The 21,643-nt window shown below is 27.8% G+C and carries 22 protein-coding genes and 1 tRNA gene; 1 reads left to right on the top strand and 22 read right to left on the bottom strand.

What is annotated here, in order from left to right:
• Positions 1–5 precede the first annotated feature (5 nt).
• The 8 genes from ACYQ44_RS00330 to ACYQ44_RS00295 all read right to left on the bottom strand — a co-directional run bounded on the left by ACYQ44_RS00330 (position 6) and on the right by ACYQ44_RS00295 (position 8,675).
• Entirely contained in the window at positions 6–1,841 is a 1,836-nt protein-coding gene (locus ACYQ44_RS00330) for a phosphodiester glycosidase family protein (protein WP_459994488.1), read from the bottom strand.
• Entirely contained in the window at positions 1,834–3,159 is a 1,326-nt protein-coding gene (locus ACYQ44_RS00325) for a thymidine phosphorylase (RefSeq protein WP_459994554.1), read from the bottom strand. Before ACYQ44_RS00325 ends, ACYQ44_RS00330 begins: the two co-directional genes overlap by 8 nt.
• Entirely contained in the window at positions 3,134–4,420 is a 1,287-nt protein-coding gene (locus tag ACYQ44_RS00320; protein ID WP_459994487.1) for a sensor histidine kinase, read from the bottom strand. The genes ACYQ44_RS00325 and ACYQ44_RS00320 overlap by 26 nt, the downstream gene beginning before the upstream one ends.
• 60 nt (positions 4,421–4,480) lie before the next feature.
• On the bottom strand, positions 4,481–5,212 hold the full coding sequence (locus tag ACYQ44_RS00315; protein WP_459994486.1) for a winged helix-turn-helix domain-containing protein: 732 nt from the start codon (positions 5,210–5,212) through the stop codon (positions 4,481–4,483).
• Between the two features lie 29 nt (positions 5,213–5,241).
• Positions 5,242–5,667: a thioesterase family protein gene (locus ACYQ44_RS00310; protein WP_459994485.1), complete on the bottom strand. Its 426-nt coding sequence runs from the start codon at positions 5,665–5,667 to the stop codon at positions 5,242–5,244.
• Positions 5,639–7,525, bottom strand: a complete 1,887-nt coding sequence (gene ftsH / locus ACYQ44_RS00305) for an ATP-dependent zinc metalloprotease FtsH (RefSeq protein WP_459994484.1) — start codon at positions 7,523–7,525, stop codon at positions 5,639–5,641. Before ftsH ends, ACYQ44_RS00310 begins: the two co-directional genes overlap by 29 nt.
• Positions 7,503–8,462 carry a tRNA lysidine(34) synthetase TilS gene (tilS, locus tag ACYQ44_RS00300; RefSeq protein ID WP_459994483.1) on the bottom strand — a complete coding sequence of 320 codons (960 nt, stop codon included), beginning with the start codon at positions 8,460–8,462 and terminating at the stop codon, positions 7,503–7,505. The genes ftsH and tilS overlap by 23 nt, the downstream gene beginning before the upstream one ends.
• Before the next feature lie 138 nt (positions 8,463–8,600).
• Positions 8,601–8,675, bottom strand: a tRNA-Thr gene (locus ACYQ44_RS00295).
• A 110-nt stretch (positions 8,676–8,785) separates the two neighbouring features.
• Between ACYQ44_RS00295 and ACYQ44_RS00290 the strand changes: the two genes are divergently transcribed.
• A complete protein-coding gene (locus ACYQ44_RS00290; protein WP_459994482.1) occupies positions 8,786–9,676 on the top strand; it encodes an HD-GYP domain-containing protein in 891 nt (296 codons plus the stop codon).
• Positions 9,677–9,712: 36 nt separating this feature from the next.
• On the opposite strand, the gene miaB is transcribed toward ACYQ44_RS00290, so the two are convergent.
• The 14 genes from miaB to ACYQ44_RS00220 form a co-directional block, all read right to left on the bottom strand.
• Positions 9,713–11,062, bottom strand: coding sequence for a tRNA (N6-isopentenyl adenosine(37)-C2)-methylthiotransferase MiaB (gene miaB, locus ACYQ44_RS00285; protein WP_459994481.1), 1,350 nt, complete (start codon positions 11,060–11,062; stop codon positions 9,713–9,715).
• A gap of 70 nt (positions 11,063–11,132) precedes the next feature.
• Positions 11,133–11,936: a 30S ribosomal protein S2 gene (gene rpsB, locus ACYQ44_RS00280; protein ID WP_459994480.1), complete on the bottom strand. Its 804-nt coding sequence runs from the start codon at positions 11,934–11,936 to the stop codon at positions 11,133–11,135.
• A 102-nt stretch (positions 11,937–12,038) separates the two neighbouring features.
• Entirely contained in the window at positions 12,039–12,398 is a 360-nt protein-coding gene (rsfS, locus tag ACYQ44_RS00275; protein WP_459994479.1) for a ribosome silencing factor, read from the bottom strand.
• Between the two features lie 15 nt (positions 12,399–12,413).
• Entirely contained in the window at positions 12,414–14,240 is a 1,827-nt protein-coding gene (glmS, locus tag ACYQ44_RS00270; protein ID WP_459994478.1) for a glutamine--fructose-6-phosphate transaminase (isomerizing), read from the bottom strand.
• Positions 14,241–14,252: 12 nt separating this feature from the next.
• Complete coding sequence (plsX, locus tag ACYQ44_RS00265) at positions 14,253–15,245, bottom strand: phosphate acyltransferase PlsX (protein ID WP_459994477.1); 993 nt, start codon at positions 15,243–15,245, stop codon at positions 14,253–14,255.
• A gap of 2 nt (positions 15,246–15,247) precedes the next feature.
• Positions 15,248–15,433, bottom strand: coding sequence for a 50S ribosomal protein L32 (gene rpmF, locus ACYQ44_RS00260; RefSeq protein ID WP_280999832.1), 186 nt, complete (start codon positions 15,431–15,433; stop codon positions 15,248–15,250).
• Between the two features lie 21 nt (positions 15,434–15,454).
• Complete coding sequence (locus ACYQ44_RS00255) at positions 15,455–16,012, bottom strand: YceD family protein (protein WP_459994476.1); 558 nt, start codon at positions 16,010–16,012, stop codon at positions 15,455–15,457.
• 58 nt (positions 16,013–16,070) lie between these two features.
• On the bottom strand, positions 16,071–17,006 hold the full coding sequence (locus ACYQ44_RS00250; RefSeq protein ID WP_459994475.1) for an RluA family pseudouridine synthase: 936 nt from the start codon (positions 17,004–17,006) through the stop codon (positions 16,071–16,073).
• Complete coding sequence (gene lspA, locus ACYQ44_RS00245; RefSeq protein WP_459994553.1) at positions 16,988–17,431, bottom strand: signal peptidase II; 444 nt, start codon at positions 17,429–17,431, stop codon at positions 16,988–16,990. Before lspA ends, ACYQ44_RS00250 begins: the two co-directional genes overlap by 19 nt.
• A 10-nt stretch (positions 17,432–17,441) precedes the next feature.
• Positions 17,442–18,260 (bottom strand): CheR family methyltransferase, encoded by an 819-nt coding sequence (locus ACYQ44_RS00240; protein ID WP_459994474.1) that lies wholly within the window; start codon positions 18,258–18,260, stop codon positions 17,442–17,444.
• A gap of 20 nt (positions 18,261–18,280) precedes the next feature.
• Positions 18,281–19,066 (bottom strand): hypothetical protein, encoded by a 786-nt coding sequence (locus ACYQ44_RS00235; protein ID WP_459994473.1) that lies wholly within the window; start codon positions 19,064–19,066, stop codon positions 18,281–18,283.
• A 39-nt stretch (positions 19,067–19,105) separates the two neighbouring features.
• A complete protein-coding gene (locus tag ACYQ44_RS00230; protein ID WP_459994472.1) occupies positions 19,106–19,861 on the bottom strand; it encodes a YebC/PmpR family DNA-binding transcriptional regulator in 756 nt (251 codons plus the stop codon).
• Positions 19,862–19,881: 20 nt separating this feature from the next.
• Positions 19,882–21,282 (bottom strand): PP2C family protein-serine/threonine phosphatase, encoded by a 1,401-nt coding sequence (locus ACYQ44_RS00225; RefSeq protein WP_459994471.1) that lies wholly within the window; start codon positions 21,280–21,282, stop codon positions 19,882–19,884.
• Positions 21,275–21,643, bottom strand: coding sequence for a response regulator transcription factor (locus tag ACYQ44_RS00220; protein ID WP_459994470.1), 369 nt, complete (start codon positions 21,641–21,643; stop codon positions 21,275–21,277). The genes ACYQ44_RS00225 and ACYQ44_RS00220 overlap by 8 nt, the downstream gene beginning before the upstream one ends.

Raw genomic sequence — 21,643 nt, 5'->3', positions numbered from 1 at the left:
AATATCTATTTTTTCTTAAATACCCCCAAAAAGGCAGGAATTTTATTTCTCCAATTTTCAGATCTGTAATTTAATACTTTTCCATTATAATAAAATATTGATGAACTTCCTCCATCAAGCATCATAGCTTGTTTTATATTTCCGATTTTTTCTAATAAAATTTGTGCCTCATCATAATTTATACCTGGATTTGATTCCATATAACCATCTACTACTATAAATAATACCATATTATCTTCACTAATTGCAACTATCGTCCTCGGCGTTTTTCGATTAATAAGGCTTGATGAATAAGAAAATTTCTCTTCTTTTAACGCTTCTTGCATCAAATCATCTGTAAGTAGTAATGGGCCGCCTTCAACCATCTCTTTAATTGATATTTTTTGATTTATATCTATATTAAAAATAACTTCATCGCCCTCATTAACATTTGGTATATATTTTAAATACTTTCTATCTATTAATAATAATTTTTGATTTTTAATTGGACGTTCTTTTCCTATATGTACTATGTAATCATTTTCTATTAATAAAAATATATAATCTTCTTCGCTTTCCTTAATTATCCCCTCATATTCACTGGTATATAATTTAACATCACCTTTCCAAGCAGTATTTATTGCTTTTATCCAAAATGGAACATCTTTTACATATATTTTGTATTCCATTACAACATCTTTAATTGTAGGCCTATTATAATTATCTATTATAAAACTAGGTCTTATATAAGGAGATATATGTTGAATTTTCCCATTAGATATTATTTTACCAATAGGTTCTAATGTTGATACATCAAAATATCCAGCATTTATTGCTAATAAAGGCTTTGTTTCATTTAAAAATTCTTCTGCATCTTCAGGTTTTCCAAGATGATTAAATAATACTTTAATTTCAAATTCTTCCGGATCTATTTTTGCAATATGAACAGGAATAATCCTGCCATTTAAATCAATCATTTTATTTTCTACTTTCAATAATTCTGTATAAAAAACTTCTTTATTTTCAACAGAAATATTTTTTTCTGTATTTTTATCCATTGTTGAAGCAGAGCTTTGCTGTTTTATCTCATTTAATTTCTTCTCAAGAGGTGATGCTTGTTTTGTTATACTTTCTTTTTTTTCAGATATTGTTGATTCATTCGTAGATGTAGCCTCTTGAGAGGATGTATTTTCTTCTGAATTTTGAACATCCGATTCATTTAAATCTAATATTATATTCCTTTTAGAAATTGTTACTTTATAACTTTCAAAATTATTAATTTTATATTTTATAACATAATCAGAAACAATTTTAAAATCAATATCTTTAGGGACTGGATATTCATTAATAGCAGGGAAAATAACAAATCCATCTTTATCAAATCTCAACATTTTTTCATTTATTATATGACTTAAAGAAAATATTATTTTACTAAACGAATATTCTATTTTTATAACTCTTGGCATACTTTTGTATATAAATACATTACCATTTAAATTAAATGATTCAAGATTTAAAAAATCTTTTAGTGCATCTATCCATACATACAATTTTTCTTCTTTTTCCAAAACAGCTGACGAAAAAGATCTATTAATATTAAAATTAACCCTCGCAGTACCTTTCATTAAATCCAACTCTAAAATATCGTTATTTTCAGGGTTTGATAAATATATTATATTTTTAGATGGAAATTGTTGCAGCTTAAAAAAAGCTGCAACTTCTTCCACATCTATAAATGTTTTATCTGTAAATTCTATACTTGATAATTCCTTTGACTCTTTAGTTATACCTATATAATATGCTTTAGGAAAAGCAATAAATGAAAATAAAACAATGAATATAAGAATAATTTTCTTATACATATTTACCTCCTGAAATTTTTTCATAAATTAACTTCATTTTTTCTTGGCTTGGAGGGTTATCTTTTATTTCATATGATTCATTTAATAATTTTAAAGCTTCTTCTGTATTGCTTACATCCGAAATATAAAGATGTGCTATTACATCACCTTTATTAACCTTTGCTCCTAATTTTTTAAAGATTTTAATTCCAACTGAAAAATCAATTTTATCTTCTTTCTTCTTTCTGCCCGCACCTAAAACCATTGAAGCTATACCTACTTTTTCAGCATCTATATGTGAAATATATCCATTTTTCTCTGCTCTAAATTCTACGATATTTTTAGAAATTGGCAATATTTCTTCTGGCTTATCCACTACTCTTTCATCACCGCCTTGAGCTTTAATCCAATTTCTCATAACTTCTAATGCTTTACCATTCTCAATATTTTCTCTCAATACTTTTTTAGCTTTCTCATAATCATATAATCCTGATAAATCTAACATATTTGCACCGAGTTCTATACACAACTCAGTAAAATCTTTAGGTCCATTGCCTTTTAGAGTTTCAATAGCTTCAAGTACTTCTAATGAATTTCCAACATTATCTCCTAATGGTTGATCCATATTAGTAACTAATGCTACAATTTTTCTATTATTTAACTCTGCAATTTCAACCATGGATTTTGCTAATTTTATTGCTTCAGATACATTTTTCATAAATGCTCCACTACCTGCTTTCACATCTAAAACTATCCCATCTGAATTAACTGCCAATTTTTTACTCATGATACTTGCTGAAATCAACGAAATTTCATCAACTGTATCAGTTACATCTCTCAAAGCATAAATTTTCTTGTCAGCTGGAGCAATATTACCTGTTTGTCCAGCAACAACCATTCCAACTTCATTTGCAATTCTAAAAAATTCATCTTTTGATATAGCTGTTTTAAATCCAGGAATTGACTCCAGTTTATCGATTGTACCGCCAGTATGTCCCAAACCTCTACCTGATAATTTAGAAACTTTTAACCCTGCAGATGCAACTAATGGGCCAACTGCTAAAGTTGTTTTATCTCCAACTCCTCCAGTTGAGTGTTTATCTATTTTTACACCATCTATTTTTGATAAATCTATTATATCTCCACTATCTCTCATAACCATTGTTAAATGATATCTTTCTTCTTTTGTCATGCCTCTAAAATATATAGCCATTAACCATGCAGAAATTTGATAATCTGGAATTTCTCCATTTACATATCCATTAATCATTAATTCTATTTCTTCTTTTGTATTTATTTCTCCATTCCTTTTTTTATGAATTATGTCTACCGGCCTCATTTTCATTAATCCTCCTTTTAAAGATTATTTTTACCAATGTTCCCTGATTTTCTTCACTATCAACTTCAATATACGCTCTATGTTTTTCTAATATTTGTTTTACTATATATAAACCTAATCCAGTTCCTGGGATTTGACGTGTTCTAGATTTGTCTACTCTATAAAACAAATTAAATATTTTATTTCTTTCCCTTTCAGGAATACCTATACCAGTATCTTCAACTTCAAGAATTACTTCATTTTCCTCACTATATAAACGCATATAAATTTTCTTTTCATCACTCTCTTTAATATTTGTAAATTTAACAGCATTATCTAAAATATTATATACAACTTGTATTAATCTATCTTCATCACCAATTACTTTCAAATTTTCTTCAATATCTAAATAAATTTTTATATCCATTTCTTTTATTAAAGAATCAAACATTAGATTCATCTTTTTTATTAAATTTGATAGATTAACTTCTTTAAAATTATATTCATAATCTTTTCTCTCTAATCTGCTAATATCTAACAAATCATTAATAAGACGAGTTAGTCGCGAAGATTCATCTTCTATAATATTTAAAAATCTTAATGCTTGAGGTGACAATTTTTCATCACTCATTAATAGTGTTTCAGAATAACCATGAATTACAGTTAAAGGCGTTTTTAATTCATGTGACATTATAGTCAAGAATTCTCTTCGCATTAATTCTATTTCTTTCTCTTTTGTAATATCTCTTAAAACTACTATCCTATAATTTTGATCTTTTTCAGATTCTAAAAATATTTTTTTTATTTCACAATGAAAGAATGATTTTTTTGGACTATACACAATTATCTCATCACTTATATTTTGATCTAATTTGTAACTTCTCATAATAATATCAATCAAATTATGATCTTCTAAAATTTCAGATAATGTCTTACCAAGAAAATCTGAAGTTATAAAAAGATTTTGTGCATTTTTGTTTGCGTAATCTAAAATGAGAGTATTAGAAGTATTTGAAAAATTCACTAACATAATTGCTTCAGATATATTATTTAAAATTGAATATATATTCTTTCTTTTTATATTTTCAAAAGTCAGTTTTTTGTTTAAATTATTTATTTTTTCTTCCAATGAGTGAATCAAGTATTCTGTAGCAGGGTCATTTGCACTAATGGATAACACTTTAGCTATAGAATATTTTAATCTACTATTTTCTTTTTTTATTTCTAAATAATTTGAAAATACAAAATATAAGATAATAAGAAATAACAATAATATTACCATATAAAACATTCTATCACCTATTTCAAAAAAGCGACAGAAGTATCTGTCGCTTTTTGTTTTTTAATAGTCCAATTTTTCTTTACCAGGATCTCTAAATTTATATCCTTTTCCTCTTACTGTAATAATGTATTTTGGATTTGATGGATCTTCTTCAATTTTAGTTCTTAATCTTCTTATATGAACATCAACTGTTCTTGTATCTCCAAAATAATCATAACCCCATAATTTATCTAATAAAACATCTCTACTAAATACTTTTCCTTCATTTTTAGCCAAAAATGTCAATAATTCAAATTCTAATGGAGTTAATTCAACAGGGTTACCTCTAATTAAAACTTCATATCTTTCCGTATCAATTTCTAAATCTTTAGCAATAATTTTTTTAGGTCCTTCTTCTTTAATTTGCATTGCTTGTTGTTGTCTTCTAAAAATTGATTTTATTCTAGCAATTAATTCTCTTACATTAAATGGTTTTGTTACATAATCATCACTACCTAATTCTAAACCTGCAACTTTATCTGCAGGATCATCTTTAGCACTTAAAATTAAAACAGGAGCGTTTTTAAATTTCTCATTGCTTTTTACAGTTCTGATGAAATCGAATCCGTCCATTGAACCTGGTAACATAATATCGACAATGAAGAAATCCACCTCTTTTTCTTCGATTAATTTAACTGCTTCATCGGCATCTGAAGCCAAGACTACATCATAACCTTCTTTTGTAAGATTGAAATTTAACATTTCAGAAATAGCTGGATCGTCTTCGATAATCATAATAACTTTTTTACCCATTTTTCTTCCTCCCTTCAAATATACACAATTTAAATTAATTTTGTTGATTTTTCATTTGCTCTTCTTTTCAAAGATTTTTTGTTAACAATAACTTTCTTAAATTCAGTCTCTGCAATTTTTTCCATTTCATCATAAATTTCGGCAAAAAACTTTATTTTATTTCCTTTTACATAAACTATTTTAAGTTTAATGTAAACTTTAAATCCGTAAGGTGTTGGAGCTATATGATTTATTTTTGCGGATGACACTACAGCAACATGATCTGGAATGTATGGTTCTAATAACTCCGTAGAAGCTCTAAAAATTTCCTCCAATAACCCTGTAGTGGATAATAAATGGAAATCTTTATATTCTTCTCTTTCTGACCACAAAAAGCTTTCATCATTCACACTAAATGAAAAATTATATTCTTTTCCCACTAATTGACTAATTTCTTTCCAAATCACCTCCATCATCTTGCACCTCCTCTGTTGAGGAATCACTTTTTGCTATACCCAACAATTCATTCAATTCCTCTCCACTCAATGTTTCTTTTTCGAGTAAAACATCTGCTATTTCATGTAATTTATCTATGTTTTCTTTTAAAATGCTTTTTGCCTTATCATAAGACTCTATTATAATTCTTTTTATTTCATTATCAATTTCGTTTGCAGTTTCTTCACTATAATTCTTCATTTTTGCTAATTCTTTTCCAAGAAAAACTTCTTCTTCTTCCGCGCTCCATGCAATAGGTCCTAACCTTTCACTCATACCAAATTTTAATATCATTATCCTTGCATACTCTGTAGCTTTTTGCAAATCGTTAGCTGCTCCGCTGGTAATTTGCTCAAATACTAACTCCTCAGCTGCTCTACCACCTAATATTCCTGTTATTCTATCTAATATTTCTTCTTTAGTCATCAAATATTTATCTTCTAAGGGCAGTTGCAAAGTAAAACCTAAGGCTTGATGCCCACGTGGAACAATTGTAACCTTATGAACGGGATCTGCATTTGGCAATAACGCCCCAACAATTGCATGACCTAATTCATGATAAGCTATAATTTTTCTAGTTTTTTCAGAAACTATTCTACTTTTTCTAGCAGGACCAGCTATTACTCTATCAATTGCTTCTTCTAATTCATTCATCTCAATAATTTTTTTACCTTTTCTTGCAGAAAGCAACGCAGCTTCATTAATCAAATTTTCTAAATCCGCACCAGAAAAACCCGGTGTTCTTCTTGCTAAAACCTCAACATCAACATTTGGAGAAATAGGTTTTCCTCTCATATGAATCTTTAATATTTGTTCTCTACCTTTAACATCTGGCATATCTAATATGACTTTTTTATCAAATCTTCCAGGTCTAAGTAAAGCTTTATCTAAAATATCCGGTCTATTGGTTGCAGCCATAACAATGATACCAACCCTCGGATCAAATCCATCCATTTCTACTAATAACTGGTTTAATGTTTGCTCTCTTTCATCATGCCCTCCACCTAAACCTGCACCTCTTTGCCTTCCAACAGCATCTATTTCATCTATGAATATTATCGCTGGAGCATTTGCTTTTGCTTGAGAAAATAAATCTCTAACTCTTGCTGCACCAACACCAACAAATAATTCAACAAAATCCGAACCACTAATATAGAAAAATGGGACCTTGGCTTCTCCTGCAACAGCTCTAGCAATAAGTGTTTTACCTGTACCAGGAGGTCCAACTAGTAATATACCTTTTGGCATTCTTGCACCCATTTTATTAAATGCTTGAGGATTTTTTAGGAATTTAACTATATCTTCTAATTCTTCTTTCGCCTCATCCACTCCAGCAACATCATTAAATGTAATCTTTTCTTTTTCAGGATCATACTTTCTTGCTGGACTTTTGGTAAAACTCATCCCTTGTGGGCCTCTTCCAGTTAAAGGTCTTAACATTAACATCCAAAGAAAAATTAATATAATAAATGGTATTACATAACTTAATATACCATATAACCATCCAGATGTCACATCTTGTTTGAAATCCACTTCTACATTCTCTTTAGTCAATTTATCTATTAATTGCGCATCTCTTAATATTACTGGGGCAAAAAGTTCATATGATTGTCCATCTATTGTTTTTACATTCAAACTTCCAGTATCTTTAACTATTACCTTAGAAATCTTCCCTCTCTCTACCATATCCATAAATTCAGTATAACTAATAGTTAAGCTTGTAGTATCAACCGTCATTCCTCTTATAATAAAAAATATTATAAGACCTATAATAAAATAGGTTGCTACTATTAAAAGTAATCTTTTTTTATTATCATTAGGACTTTTGTTTTCTGCCAAGAGACTTTACCTCCTTTGATATATAAAGAAAATTCCCATCTTTTTCCAAATATAAATTATTTATCTTTCTTTGACCTTTGGAGCGCATAGATACTATCTTATTTATTTCCTCCTTTGAAGGAGGAAATTGATTAAGATTTAAAAATAACATTCTTAAAATTTCTTTATCTAAAAAATCTTTCTTAATATTAATTTTATATATTTCATCTTTAAATTCAACACGTTCATCATATATGTCTTTAAGGAAATTTCTATATTCCCATGTAATTTCAGCAAATCGAAAAATTGCATCTTCATATTTTTCGTTTATCTTTTCTAATTTTGGTAATATTTCGTGCCTTATTTTATTCCGAGCAAATTTGGTATCAAAATTTGATTCATCTATAACATATTTAACATTGTTAATTGTAACATATTTTTCTAGATTTTCAAAATTTAAACTCAATATCGGTCTTGTTACATTTTTATTTATTGGTAAAATACCTCCTATCCCAAAAATACCTGTTCCCTTTGTCAATCGGTAAATTACTGTTTCAGATAAATCTCTGGAATAATGGGCAATTGCTATTTTATCATAACATTTATTTTCTAATATTTCATTAAAAAATTCATATCTTAATTCTCTTGCTGCTTCTTCAATACTCATTTTATTATCTTCAGCATATTCTTTTACATTTATTTTTTTTGAATAAAAAGGAATACTTCTTTTTCTACATTCTTTTTCAACAAATTTCTCCTCTTTATCAGCAGAAGTTCGCAATGAGTGATTAAAGTGCGCAGCTGCTATGGATATACCTAAATTATCTTTTAATTTATATAATATATCCAACATTGCCATGGAATCTCTTCCACCTGAAACTCCTAATAGAACTCTATCTCCATTTTCATACATTTTATATTTTTTTATAAACTTTAAAACTTCAAATTCTATTTTCATTTTTAACATCTCCCATCTTAATAATTATAACATATTTTTTTATTTTATGTTATTCTTTTGTCAATATAAATGAATATATATTGTATGCATTTTAATAATCCCTTTCAAATAAAAAAGATTCTCCATACGGAGAATCTTTGGAGCCGGTGAAGGGACTCGAACCCCCAACCTACTCATTACGAATGAGCCGCTCTGCCATTGAGCTACACCGGCAATCAAAAAATATTATATATTTTTATATTGATTTTGTCAAGAGATATATTTTCTTCAATAATATGATATAATTAAAAATATATAGAAAATTTTACAAAGGAGGATATTACATGTCATTCGAAAAATATAAAATTTATGATAATACAAGTTTATCAAAAGGGATTCTTAATGTTTTTACTTTTGATTACGTTTCTAATATAGAAAATGCAAAAATAATTATCTCTAATAAAAAGGTAAACATAGAAAAAACTTACATGTTGCTAGAAAATGAACAATTATTTTTAATAAGAAATCAACAACCTATTTTAACAATAGAATTTTCTATTGAGAATTTTCAGTTAATATTGTTATCATTATTATCATTTGTATTTAAAGAAAAACCATTTGAACTTCTATATTTATTAGAGGATAAAAGAAAAGAAGTTTCTGAGTTTATAAAAAATTTAATTGTTTTATTCGAAGTGGAAGACAAAAAAAGCAGTATGAGCCATACTCAAAGAGTAGCCTTTTATAGTAAAAAATTTGCTGAATATATTAATAAATCAAAGGAAGATATAAATTTAATTTATGATTTGGGCATGTTGCATGATGTTGGTAGGATTGGCATAGAACAATTAATGCTATTTTCTAAAACTCGTGTTTATGATCTTGAAGAATGGGATTTAGAACACACTATTGCGGGATCTATCTTTCTTTCAAATAGAAAAGAACTTTGGTATGCAATGGATGTTGTTAGATCTCATCATGAAAATTGGGATGGAAGCGGATATCCTGATAAATTAAAAGAAGAAGAGATTCCATACATGGCAAGATTTATTGGTATTATAGACTGGTTTGATCTTGCCACGCATACAGCAACATCCGAACATTTTGGTATATTAACCCCTGAAGAAGCTATTGAATATATAAATTTAAATTTAGGTAAAAAATTTGATCCAAATATTGGAAAACAATTTATAGAATTTATTAAAGATTTTTTATCTAAAGAGAACTTTATATAAAAAATATCCCTGGAATAAATACTCCAGGGATATTTTTTATATAAATGATTTTATTTTTTCAAAATCTTTTTTCCCTTCAACAGATACAATTTGTCCATATAATGGACCTGCTGAAATTTTATTAATTTTAATTTTAATAAATTTTCCTATTAAATCCTCTGTACTTTCAAATATTGTTACTTTATTATTTATTGTTCTTCCAATATATGCGCCTGATTTGGTTCTATTTTCTTGGATTACCGTTACTATTTTATCTAAATATTTTTCATTTTCTTCATGATTAATTTGTTTTTGTATATTCATAAGATATTGAAATCTTTTATTTTTAATTCTTTTCGGAATATTATCTTCAAAATATTTTGCTGAAATTGTTCCTTCTCTAGGAGAATACTCTGCAATATTTAATCTTTCATATCTAGCTTTTTTCACAAGATCAATTGTTTCCATAAAATCTTCATCCGTCTCTCCTGGAAAACCTACAATAATATCTCCAGAAATAGTTACATGCGGAACTGAACTTTTAATTTTTTCCAACAATTCAAGGTAAAATTCTTTTGTATAACGTCTATTCATTTTTCTTAATATGTTATTACTTCCTGCCTGTACAGGTAAATGAAAATTTTTCGCTGCTTTCTCATTGATTCTTATTTCTTCTATTAGTTTATCTGTTATATCCGTTGGATACGAGGTTAAAAACCATATTCTTTTTATCGAATCGAATTTTGATGCTTCTCTAATTAATATATCTAATTTTGGTTTTTTGTCTCCAATATCCTTTCCATATGAATCAACATTTTGTCCTAAAAAAGTTATTTCTCTATATCCATTGTTATTATAGTATTCTACTTCTTTCAAAATATCTTCTATAGGTCTACTCTTTTCAAAATGTCTTGTATATGGAACTATACAATATGTACAATATTTGTTACATCCATATATAATATTAATCCATCCATGATGTTTACTAAATGGATGTTTAGGTAAATCCGCTGTAATTTGATCAAATTTATCAGAAAAATCTGCAAACCTTTTTCCTAATTTAGCTTTTTCATATAAATCTTTTATATCCATATAGTTTCTGGTACCAAAAACAAAATCAACTCCTAAAAATCTTTTTAAAATATTTTCTCTTTCTTTTTCTGCTGTACAACCACCAACTCCAATAATAAGATTATTCTTTTTTCTTTTTATTTTTTCATATTGGCCAATGGTTCCGTATAATTTATGTTCAGCTTTTTCCCTTACAGCACAACTATTTAAAATAATGAGGTCTGCTTCTTGTGGATTTTCTGTCCATTCGAAGCCTTCGTCTTCTAAAATCCCTGTCATGATTTCTGATTCGTTTACATTCATTTGACATCCAAAAGTTTTAATATAAAATTTCACTATTCCACCTCCTAATCTTATAATAAAATCCCGGAAAATCCGGGATTTTAAGCTATTATTTAATTTTATATTACTCTTCTTCTTCTACAACTTCTCCATACTTTTCTTCTGCTTCAACTTTTGCCCTTGTTACTTCTTCAACTGCATCAACTACTTCTTCTGATTCTTCATTTGCTGCTTCATCACCCATTCTTCCTTCTCTACCTTCAATATATGCATCTGCTATTTTTGATGAAATTAATTTTATTGCTCTAATTGCATCATCATTACCAGGAATTACTATATCTATTGGATCAGGATCACAATTTGTATCAACTAATGCTATCACAGGAAGACCTAACATATTTGCTTCAGCCACTGCAATTTGTTCTTTTCTAGGATCAACTAAGAATATAAAATCAGGAATTTTCTTCATTCCCCTTAAACCACCAAGGTTTTTATCTAATTTTTCATATACTTTTTTAACTTTACTTTGTTCTTTTTTAGGTAGATTTTCAAATTCTTCTGAATTTACAAATTCATCTAATTCTTCCAATTTTTTAATTCTCTTCTTAATAGTTGGGAAATTTGTTAATAATCCACCTAACCATCTGTTGTTTACATAATAGGCTCCTGCCCTTTTAGCTTCTTCAGCTATAATTTGTTGAGCTTGTTTCTTTGTACCTACAAATAAAATAACTTTTCCATCAGCTGCTTGTTCTCTAACAAAATCATATGCTTCTTCAACTGCTTTTAATGATTTTTGTAAATCAATAATATAAATACCTTTTCTTTCTGTGAAAATATAGGGTTTCATTTTAGGATTCCATCTTCTCGTTCTATGACCAAAATGCACCCCTGCTTCTAAAAGTTGTTTCATGCTAATAACTGCCATACCAACACCTCCGAGTTTTTGGTTTTTACCTCCACCGCCCTACGTTTCCGACCTATAATCATTAGGCACCGAGGAAACTGCATAACGGTGTGTGAGGTTATTTTAACTAATATTTATCCTTTCTGCTTCACTCCATAATCCTTCTAGATCATAAAAATCTCTTGCTTTTTCAGTAAAAATATGAACTACTATACTACCACTATCAACAATTACCCATTCATATCCTTTATCTTTATCATAATATAATAATTCATGACCTTTTTCCTTAAATTTTTCTACAACTGCATCTCTTAAAGCATTTAAATGTGTTTCAGAATTACCAGTAGCAATGATAAAATAATCTACTAATAATGGAGATCCTTTCATATTCAAAACTTTTATATCAATACCTTCTTTTTCATCCAAGGTTTTTACTATTTCTTTTGCTAATTCAAAAATCTCCTCTTCTGATTTTATATTCACTAATTTTCACCTCCATTACTCTACTGTAACACTTTTAGCTAAATTTCTAGGTTTATCGGGATCCAGTTTTCTTAATACAGCTACATTATAAGAAAACATTTGAATAATCGGAGCCATTACTAACGGATATAATGCTTCATGTGTTTCTGGAATCATTATATATTCATTTGTTAGTTGTTTTATTTCATCATTTCCTTTTGTTGTTATTGCTATTATATTTGCATTTCTCGCCTTAGATTCCATTAAATTTGATTTCATCTTCTCATATAATGTATCTTTTGGTATTATTGCAAAGACAGGAAATTGTTCATCTAATAATGCTATTGGACCATGTTTCAATTCTCCTGCCTGATATCCTGCTGCATGTATATAACTGATTTCTTTTAATTTTAATGCTCCCTCTAGTGCTGTTGGATATCCAAACCCTCTTCCTATATACATCATATGCTGATAATTTACATATTCTCTTGATAATTCTTTTATCTTTTCATTTAATTTTAATACATCTTTATATATTTCCGGCATTTTTTCTATGCCTTTTAATATCTCTTTTATTTCTTCATTTATTCCTTCTGTTAATTCAATTATTTTTGCTCCTAATGCGTATAATATAGCTATTTGTGCTGTATAGGTTTTTGTTGCAGCTACTCCTATTTCTGGCCCTGTATTCATATATATTGCGCCATGAGACTCTCTAGGTATTGTTGAACCATATACATTACTTATCGTTATTACTTTTGCTCCCTTTTCTTTGGCTATTCTTATACCTTCTAAAGTATCTATTGTTTCACCTGACTGTGATATTGCCAATACTAATGTGTTTTTATCTACGTGAGGATTCATATATCTAAATTCTGATGCTACTTCTATATCTACATCAATTTTCGAATACCTGTTCATAAAATATTTAAATGTTAAACCTGCATGATAACTGGTCCCACAAGCTACTATAAATACTTTTTTTAATTCTTTTGTTATGAAATCCTTAAGATTATCTATCTCTGTTATTATTGGTTCTCCATCTTTAATTCTTCCAGTTATTGCTGATTTTAATGCATCTGGTTGTTCGTTTATTTCTTTTAACATAAAATGGTCATATCCACCCTTTTCTGCTGCCTGTTCATCCCAATCTATATAGACTGATTCTTTTTCTATTTTTTCTCCATCTATATTATAGAATTCTATCTTCCCAGGTTCTAAAATGGCCATTTCATTATCATTCATAAAATATACATCTTTTGTATATTTTATTATTGGTGTTATATCAGATGCTAATAATGCGTAATCTTCATTATATGCTACTACCAAAGGGCTTCCTTTTCTTACTGAAACTATTCTTTTTTCGTCTGTATGAATTACTCCTATTGCATATGCGCCGTCTAATCTTTTAATAGTTTTTAATACTGCTTCAAATAAATTTCCTTCATAATATTCTTCTACTAAATGTGCAATTACTTCTGTATCAGTCTCTGATTTGAATTTATGTCCTTTAGATATTAATTCTTTTCTTAAATCCTGAAAATTTTCTATAATACCATTATGTACTAATGCTATCTTCCCTGTGCAATCTGTGTGAGGATGGGCATTTGAATCTGTTACTCCACCATGAGTGGCCCATCTTGTATGTGCAATTCCTATATTTATATTCTTTTCTATTTCTCTATTTAATTCTTTTTTTAAATTTGATATTTTTCCTGTTGCTTTAATTAATTCTATATGATTATTTTGAGAAAATGCTATTCCTGATGAATCATATCCCCTGTATTCCAGTTTTTGTAATCCATCAACTATATCTTTTACCTTTACTTCCTTTTTCCCTACCAATCCCACAATTCCACACATTGTATTTACCTCCTACAAAATTTCCTTTATCTTTTCTAATATATTTTCTTTTACTGCTCTATTTGCAACATCAAGAGCATTGGCTATAGCTTCACTATCAGATGAACCATGAGCTTTTATAAGAATTCCATTTATACCAAGAAAAAATGTTCCTCCATATTGCCTATAATCAAGACTTTCTTTTAATCCTTTTAATGATTTTTTCATTAAAAGAGCTCCTATTTTTGCAAATATTCCACCATTTTTTATTTTTTCTTTTAATTCTGACATTATATAATAAGCTGTTCCTTCAATTGTTTTTAAAGTATTATTACCAGTAAACCCATCTGTTACAACAACATCTATTTCTTTTTCAAAAATATTCCTTCCTTCAACAAAACCTTCATATTTTATATTTTCATCATTTTTAAGATATTCAGATGCTTCTTTAACTAATTTAGTACCTTTACTTTCTTCTGTTCCTATATTTAATATATGAACTTTAGGTTCATTTATACCAAGAAATTTAGCAAAAGCTATTCCAACTTTTGCTAATGATAAAAAATGAACGGGCTTTAGCTCAGCATTAGCGCCACCATCTACTAAAACTCTTGGTTTCCCACCTTTACCGGGTAATGGAATAACTAAAGCTGGTCTATCAATTCCTTTTATTCTTCCAGTTATAAACGTACCAGCCGCAAGCAATGCACCTGTATTTCCAGCACTTACAAAAACATCCAATTCTCCATTTTTCATCATTTCTGTTCCAATATAAATTGAGCTATTTTTTAACTTTAAAACGTCTGTTGGTTTTGTATGATTATCCACTAAATTTTCGGCTTTAATAAATTTAACCCTTGAATGCAGGTTTTCTGGTATATCTTTTTTGAATTTTTCTTCTCCCCCAATTAAGTATAATTCATCTATATAATTATTTTTCAAAGCAAAAATCGCGCCCTCTAAATTTGAATAGGGCGCGTTATCTCCTCCGAATAAATCTAAGCCTATTCGGGCTTTTTTCGACATTCTTATTCTCCTATTTCTAATATTTGTTTTCCATTATAATATCCACAATTCAAACATACTCTGTGGGGGAGTTTAGGTTCGCCACAATTTGGACATTTTGTAACATTTACTTTTATAGCTTTGTATAAATTTGCAGCTCTTCTTCTATGTGTTCTTGCTCTTGATGTTTTTTGCTTTGGTACAGCCATTTATAATCCCTCCTAAATTTATTATTTTTCATCATTATTAAATATACTTAATAAATTTGCAAACCTTGGATCAATATATTCTTCATCATGTTTATGGTCTGGATTTTCATTTAAATCAATACCACAAACTTGACATAACCCTTTACAATCATCTTTACATAATGGTTTATCAGGAATTTCCATTAATATTGATTCTATTATTCTATCAGAGATATCTACTTTATTTTCAGAAAAGAATATAATGTTATCTAACGACTCAAGTTTTTCACTCTTTGTATACAAGTCTGAAAATCTTTCATTTATATAAAACGCATCAATCTCTCCAACTACCTTTTCATTAAAAGGTTTCAAACATCTTGAACATATTAATTTAATTATTGTTTCCACTTTTCCTTTTATAATAAAACCCTCTGTATTTTTACTAATTTCAAATTCCACATTTACTGGTAAAGTTATGTCAAAAACACCTTCAGGAGTATCTATTTGCTGCCATTTTAATATAAAAGAAAAAGTTTCTTTATCTTCAACTTTATCTAACTCATATATTAATTTAGTATCTCTTAATTTATCGTTTAACATATAAAACACCTCGCGCTTTATTTTACGACAATATTTTTTAATATATAACAAGAGTATGTTAATTTTCTGTTATTTTTTTTTCCAAATTTATCATAGCTTTTTTAAAATCTTCTGGAATAGGTGCTATAAATTCCATCCATTCATTAGTTCTCGGATGATATAATCCCAATCTCAATGCATGCAACATTTGTCTATTAATACCAAATTTATAATCTTCAATTGGTTTCCCATATATTTCATCACCTAATAATGGATGACCAATATATTTAAAATGAACTCTTATTTGATGAGTTCTTCCTGTTTTTAAATTTATCCATGCTAAAGATGCTTTATCTTTAAATTCTTTTATTATTTTATAAAGAGTAATAGATTCCTTACCTCCAGCAACAACTGCCATTTTTATTTTGATTTGAGGATGTCTAGCTAATGGGGCATTTATTTCACCTTTTTTATTTTTTAGAATACCTTTTACTAAAGCTATATAAGTCTTTTTTGTTTTTCTATCTTTAAATTGTTTACTTAGAGATTGATGAGATAAATCATTTTTAGCAACAACTATTACACCTGAAGTATTTTTATCCAATCTGTGAACAATACCTGGTCTTAGTTCTCCACCTATTCCCTGTAAATCAGTACAATGATATAGCAAAGCATTTACTAAAGTACCTGTAACTTTATTAACAATCGGATGCACAATCATAAACGGTGGTTTATTTACAACAATAATATCCTTATCTTCATAAATAATATTTAAAGGTATATCTTCAGGCAAAACCTCTATTGTAGGTGGTTTATCTGGTACTTCTATCGTTATTATTTCACCATTCTTTATTTTATATGACGGTTTTTTTAGATTTCCATTTACAATTATTTGACCTTGTTTAATCGCTTTTTGAACATAGCTTCTAGAAATCCAATCTGGAACTTTTTCAACTACAAATTTATCCAGTCTCCATCCATTTTCTCTATTTGTAACTAAAAAATTCTCTTCCACGGATCATTACTCCTTTTCAAATAATAAATACCCAAAAGGATTCCTCCAATTGTCACAAATGAATCTGCAATATTAAAAACAGAGAAATATTTAACACTAAACATATCAACAACATATTCAATCCTTATTCTATCATAAATATTTCCTAAAGCTCCTCCTATTATAAAAACCGTAGATAAATCAAATAACAAAGATTTGTGTTTTTTTAAATGAACATTTCTATATACATATATTAAAGTAACTACAATTGTTGCAAGAATTCCCATTATAAACGGATGACCTTGAAACATACCAAAAGCTATTCCTGTATTTGTTACATAAGACAAGGTCAAAAAATCTCCTATTAGATTTATAGTTTTTCCTGTTAAATACTCTTGAGCTAATTTTTTTGATATTTGATCAAATACTAATATAAACGGAATCATCCAATCCAATTTAATCACTCACTTTTTGATAAAAGAAAGGTTCTATTATTTCTAAACCTAGATTTTTATAATTAAATATTCTTTCTGTTGATCCAACAAATAATACTCCTCCTTTTCTCAAAGAAGCAGCAAAATTTTTATATAATTTATTTTTTGCATCCATATCAAAATAAATCACAACATTCCTACATGAAATTAAATCCATATCCTTTTCAAATGGGTCCATTAATAGATTATGTTGTTTAAATATAACTCTATTTTTTATTGTTCGTAAAACTTCATAGCTATCTTTAGTTATTTTTCTGAAATATTTTTTCTTTATTTCTTCAGGAACATTAACCATAGATCTCTCAGAATATATTCCTTTTTTAGCTTTTTCTAAAACAAATTTATCTAAATCTGTAGCTAATACCTTAATATTTTTAGGAGCATTTAATTCTTCAAGCAATATTGCGTGTGTATATGGTTCTTCACCTGTAGAACACCCAGCACTCCATATTTTAGCTGTATTACCTTTTTCTTTTAAAATTGTTGGTAAAATATATTTTTTTAAATAATTCCATTTTTCCGGATTTCTAAAAAATTCAGTAACATTTATAGTTAGCTTATCTAAAAATTCATCCCATAATTTGCTTTCCTTTTTTAAATCTTCAAAATATTTTTTATAACTATCATATGAATATTTTCTCATTAACATATCAATTCGCCTTCTAACCCTATGTTGTTTATAGCCTCTCAAATCAAGCTGGAAATACCTCGCAATATTATCTAATAACCATATATAATCTTTATCATCGTATGGGGAATTATATAAACTTTTTTCATCCATGCTATTTCCTCCTAATATTTCTAAAAAATTATATTAAATTTTATTCCATAATATTTATTTGAATTGATAACCAAATATAGGTTATTCTTTATTATAGGCAAATTAAATTCAAATTTATTTTTTTTATCATTATAATACAAACTCCTCATATAATTATTATTTTTACTATTAAAATCAAAAAATAAAGATATATCTCTATTTAAAATTTCAACATAAATATTATTTTTCGATATTATAATTATACCATTATTCGAAAATACAAAAAATACTCCATAATCACTTTTTTTATCAATTGTCTCAGCAAATAAACCAACCTTTATTTTATCTCCATAATAACCCCCTAATGAAGTTTCTGAAAAATTATATAAATTTATCCAATAAAAAAAATTACTAATATCATTTTTCAAGTTTATTCCAATCATACCATTTGAAACTATATAAGAAATCGGATAATTAAAATATATCTTTTCCAATGAAATTACAAAAGAATTAAAAGAACCTAAAAAATATATAGGATCATTAAAATCTTTTCTTTTAAATTTATAATTAATACTAAATCCCGGTTGATTAAAAATCAAATAATTAAGAACTTCATCAATATTGGCTACTTTTATATAATTATCTGTTAAAGGACTCATTGATATAAAAAAAGAAATATTAGCAACATATAAATCTGTTGCTTCAAAATCAAAATTATAATCTATTTTAAATTCTCCATTATTTGCATAAGTTAAAAACATATTATTTGAAAATACCTGTATATTAAAAATACTAATTAATAATAAAAGTAATATTTTAAATTTCATTTAACCACCTGAAAAACAAGGGGCTTAAAGCCCCTTATATTACATATTTTGAGCTAATCTTTCCATTTCTTCATCATCAATTTCAAAATTTGCAAATACTTCTTGAATATCATCACTATCTTCTAAAGCATCTAATAATTTCAATAATTTTTCTGCATCAGATCCTGCAACTTTAACAGTTGTTTTTGGAATATAAGTTAACGCTGCTTTTACTGAATATCCCATTTCCTTTAATGTATCTCTTACTTGTACCATATCTTCTGGTAAAGCAATTACTTGAACATTATCATCTTCTTCTATTACATCCTCTGCTCCAGCATCCAATGCTGCCATCATAAATTCATCTAAATCTGCAACTTCTTCTTTAGGAACAAGAATCATAGCTTTTCTTTCAAAATTCCAAGCAACTGATCCACTTTCAGCTAAACTTCCACCATGTTTTGAAAGAATATGTCTCACTTCTTGAGCTGCTCTGTTTTTATTGTCTGTTAATGCTCTCATAATAATAGCCACTCCTGCTGGCCCATAGCCTTCATACATTATTTCTACATATGAATCTGCATCTGTACCTCCAGCACCCTTTTTTATAGCTGCTTCAATTTTATCTTTTGGCATATTAGCTTCTTTTGCTTTTTCAATAGCTGTTCTTAATCTTGGGTTTGATTCAGGATCTGCTCCACCTTCTTTTGCAGATACAGTTAATTCTCTTATAAGTTTTGTAAAGATCTTAGATCTCTTTGCATCTTGTGCTGCTTTTCTATGTTTTATATTTGCCCACTTGTTATGACCTGACATAAAAAAATACCTCCTTTAAATTATTTTGATTTAATTATCATTAATGTTGTGTCATCATGCTGAGATGCTTTACCAACAAATTTATCTAAACTTTCCATAATTATAGAAACAATTTCCTCAGCATTTTTATCAGCATTTATTTTAAATATATCTATTAATCTTTCAAGCTCAAACTCTTCACTTTTTTCATTACGCGCTTCAGTTATACCATCAGTATATAAAGCTATGTTAACATATTTATTATATTCTAATTGTTGGCTTTCAAATATAAATCCATCCATTATACCAATAGGCATATACTCAGCTTCAAATAATAATAATTCCCCATCTCTAATAATTATTGTAGGATTATGTCCACAATTAATCATTTCTATATTTTTATTTTTATAATCCAACATCATAAAAATAGCTGTTACAAATCTATCCTGCGGTATTTCTTTTGATATATAATCATTTAAATTTGAAATTATTGTAGTTAAATCAGTATTTTTCTCTAATTCATGTCTTAATATAGATCTAAACGAGGTCATAATCAACGCAGCTGGGACACTTTTTCCAGAAACATCTGCTAAAACCAAAAATATCTTATCCCCTAAATCTACAACATCGTAATAATCTCCTCCTATGTCATAAGCTGGTCTATAAAAAGCTTTTATGTCAACATTTTCAAATTCTGGTATTTTTTTCGGTAATAATGACTTTTGAATTTCAGAGGCTATTCTCAACTGCTCATCTAGTTTTTCTTGTTCTATTTTTTTGTTTAAAAAATCAAGGGTATCATAGCTAAATGCTATTTGTTCAGCAATTGATTCCATTATTTTTCTATTCCCTGCTGTAAATATACCTTTTTTTGAACCATAAAAAAGAAAAAAACCCCATACTTTTATATGTGATTCTATGGGTATAAACATTATAGGAATTTCTTCTTGAGTTATTGGATTCTTTTCAAAAATCAAGGGTTTAATTTTATCTTTTATGTTTAGATATTCTATAAAATCAACAGTTTTTTCAAAATCCAATAATTTAAAATCTGCATGTAATATGTTAAAATCTTTTCGTGGCGGAAAATCTGAAAACTCACCTATAATGATATCCTCATACGATATAATATCCTTTATTCTTTCTAATATTTTATCTATTGAATCTCTTGGATTAAGGAATTTATGCAATATTTTTCCTATATCTAAAACAGCCGTTAACTCTTCATACAGTTTTGACAATTCTTCAACTTGCGCCTCTAATTGAAGTGAAAATTCTTCTAATTGCATTCTATAATTTTCGCTCTCATCAAACAATTGTTCAATTAAAAATTTTACTCTATTTCTAATTTCTTTTAAATTTTTTGGCTCGTCTTTATAGTATTTAATTTTATCATTCAATTCCCGATATACTTCTAATCCATACTCCGTTGCCTTATCCATTGGACTCCACCGCCTGCTTTACTACTTCAAGTACACTCTTTGGACTAAATGGTTTAGTTATCACTTTCATTGCTCCTAAGGCTAAAGCTAAATTTTCATCTTCTTCTCCGCCCTTTGCTGTTAAAACAATAATAGAATATTTTAAATTTTCTTCTTTCAATTTTTTTAACACTGTAAATCCATCCATTTTAGGCATCATTATATCCAAACATATTAAATCAGGAGATATTTCCTTTATTTTTTGTAATCCTTCTTCTCCATCCTTAGCTTCATATACTTCGTATCCCTCTTTTTTAAAATTAAATGCTAGTATCTTTCTTAAAACGTCCGAATCATCTACAATTAATATTTTTTTTGCCAT

The sequence above is a fragment of the Marinitoga arctica genome, assembly GCF_054657315.1.
This window is presented reverse-complemented; position numbering and strand designations above follow the sequence as displayed.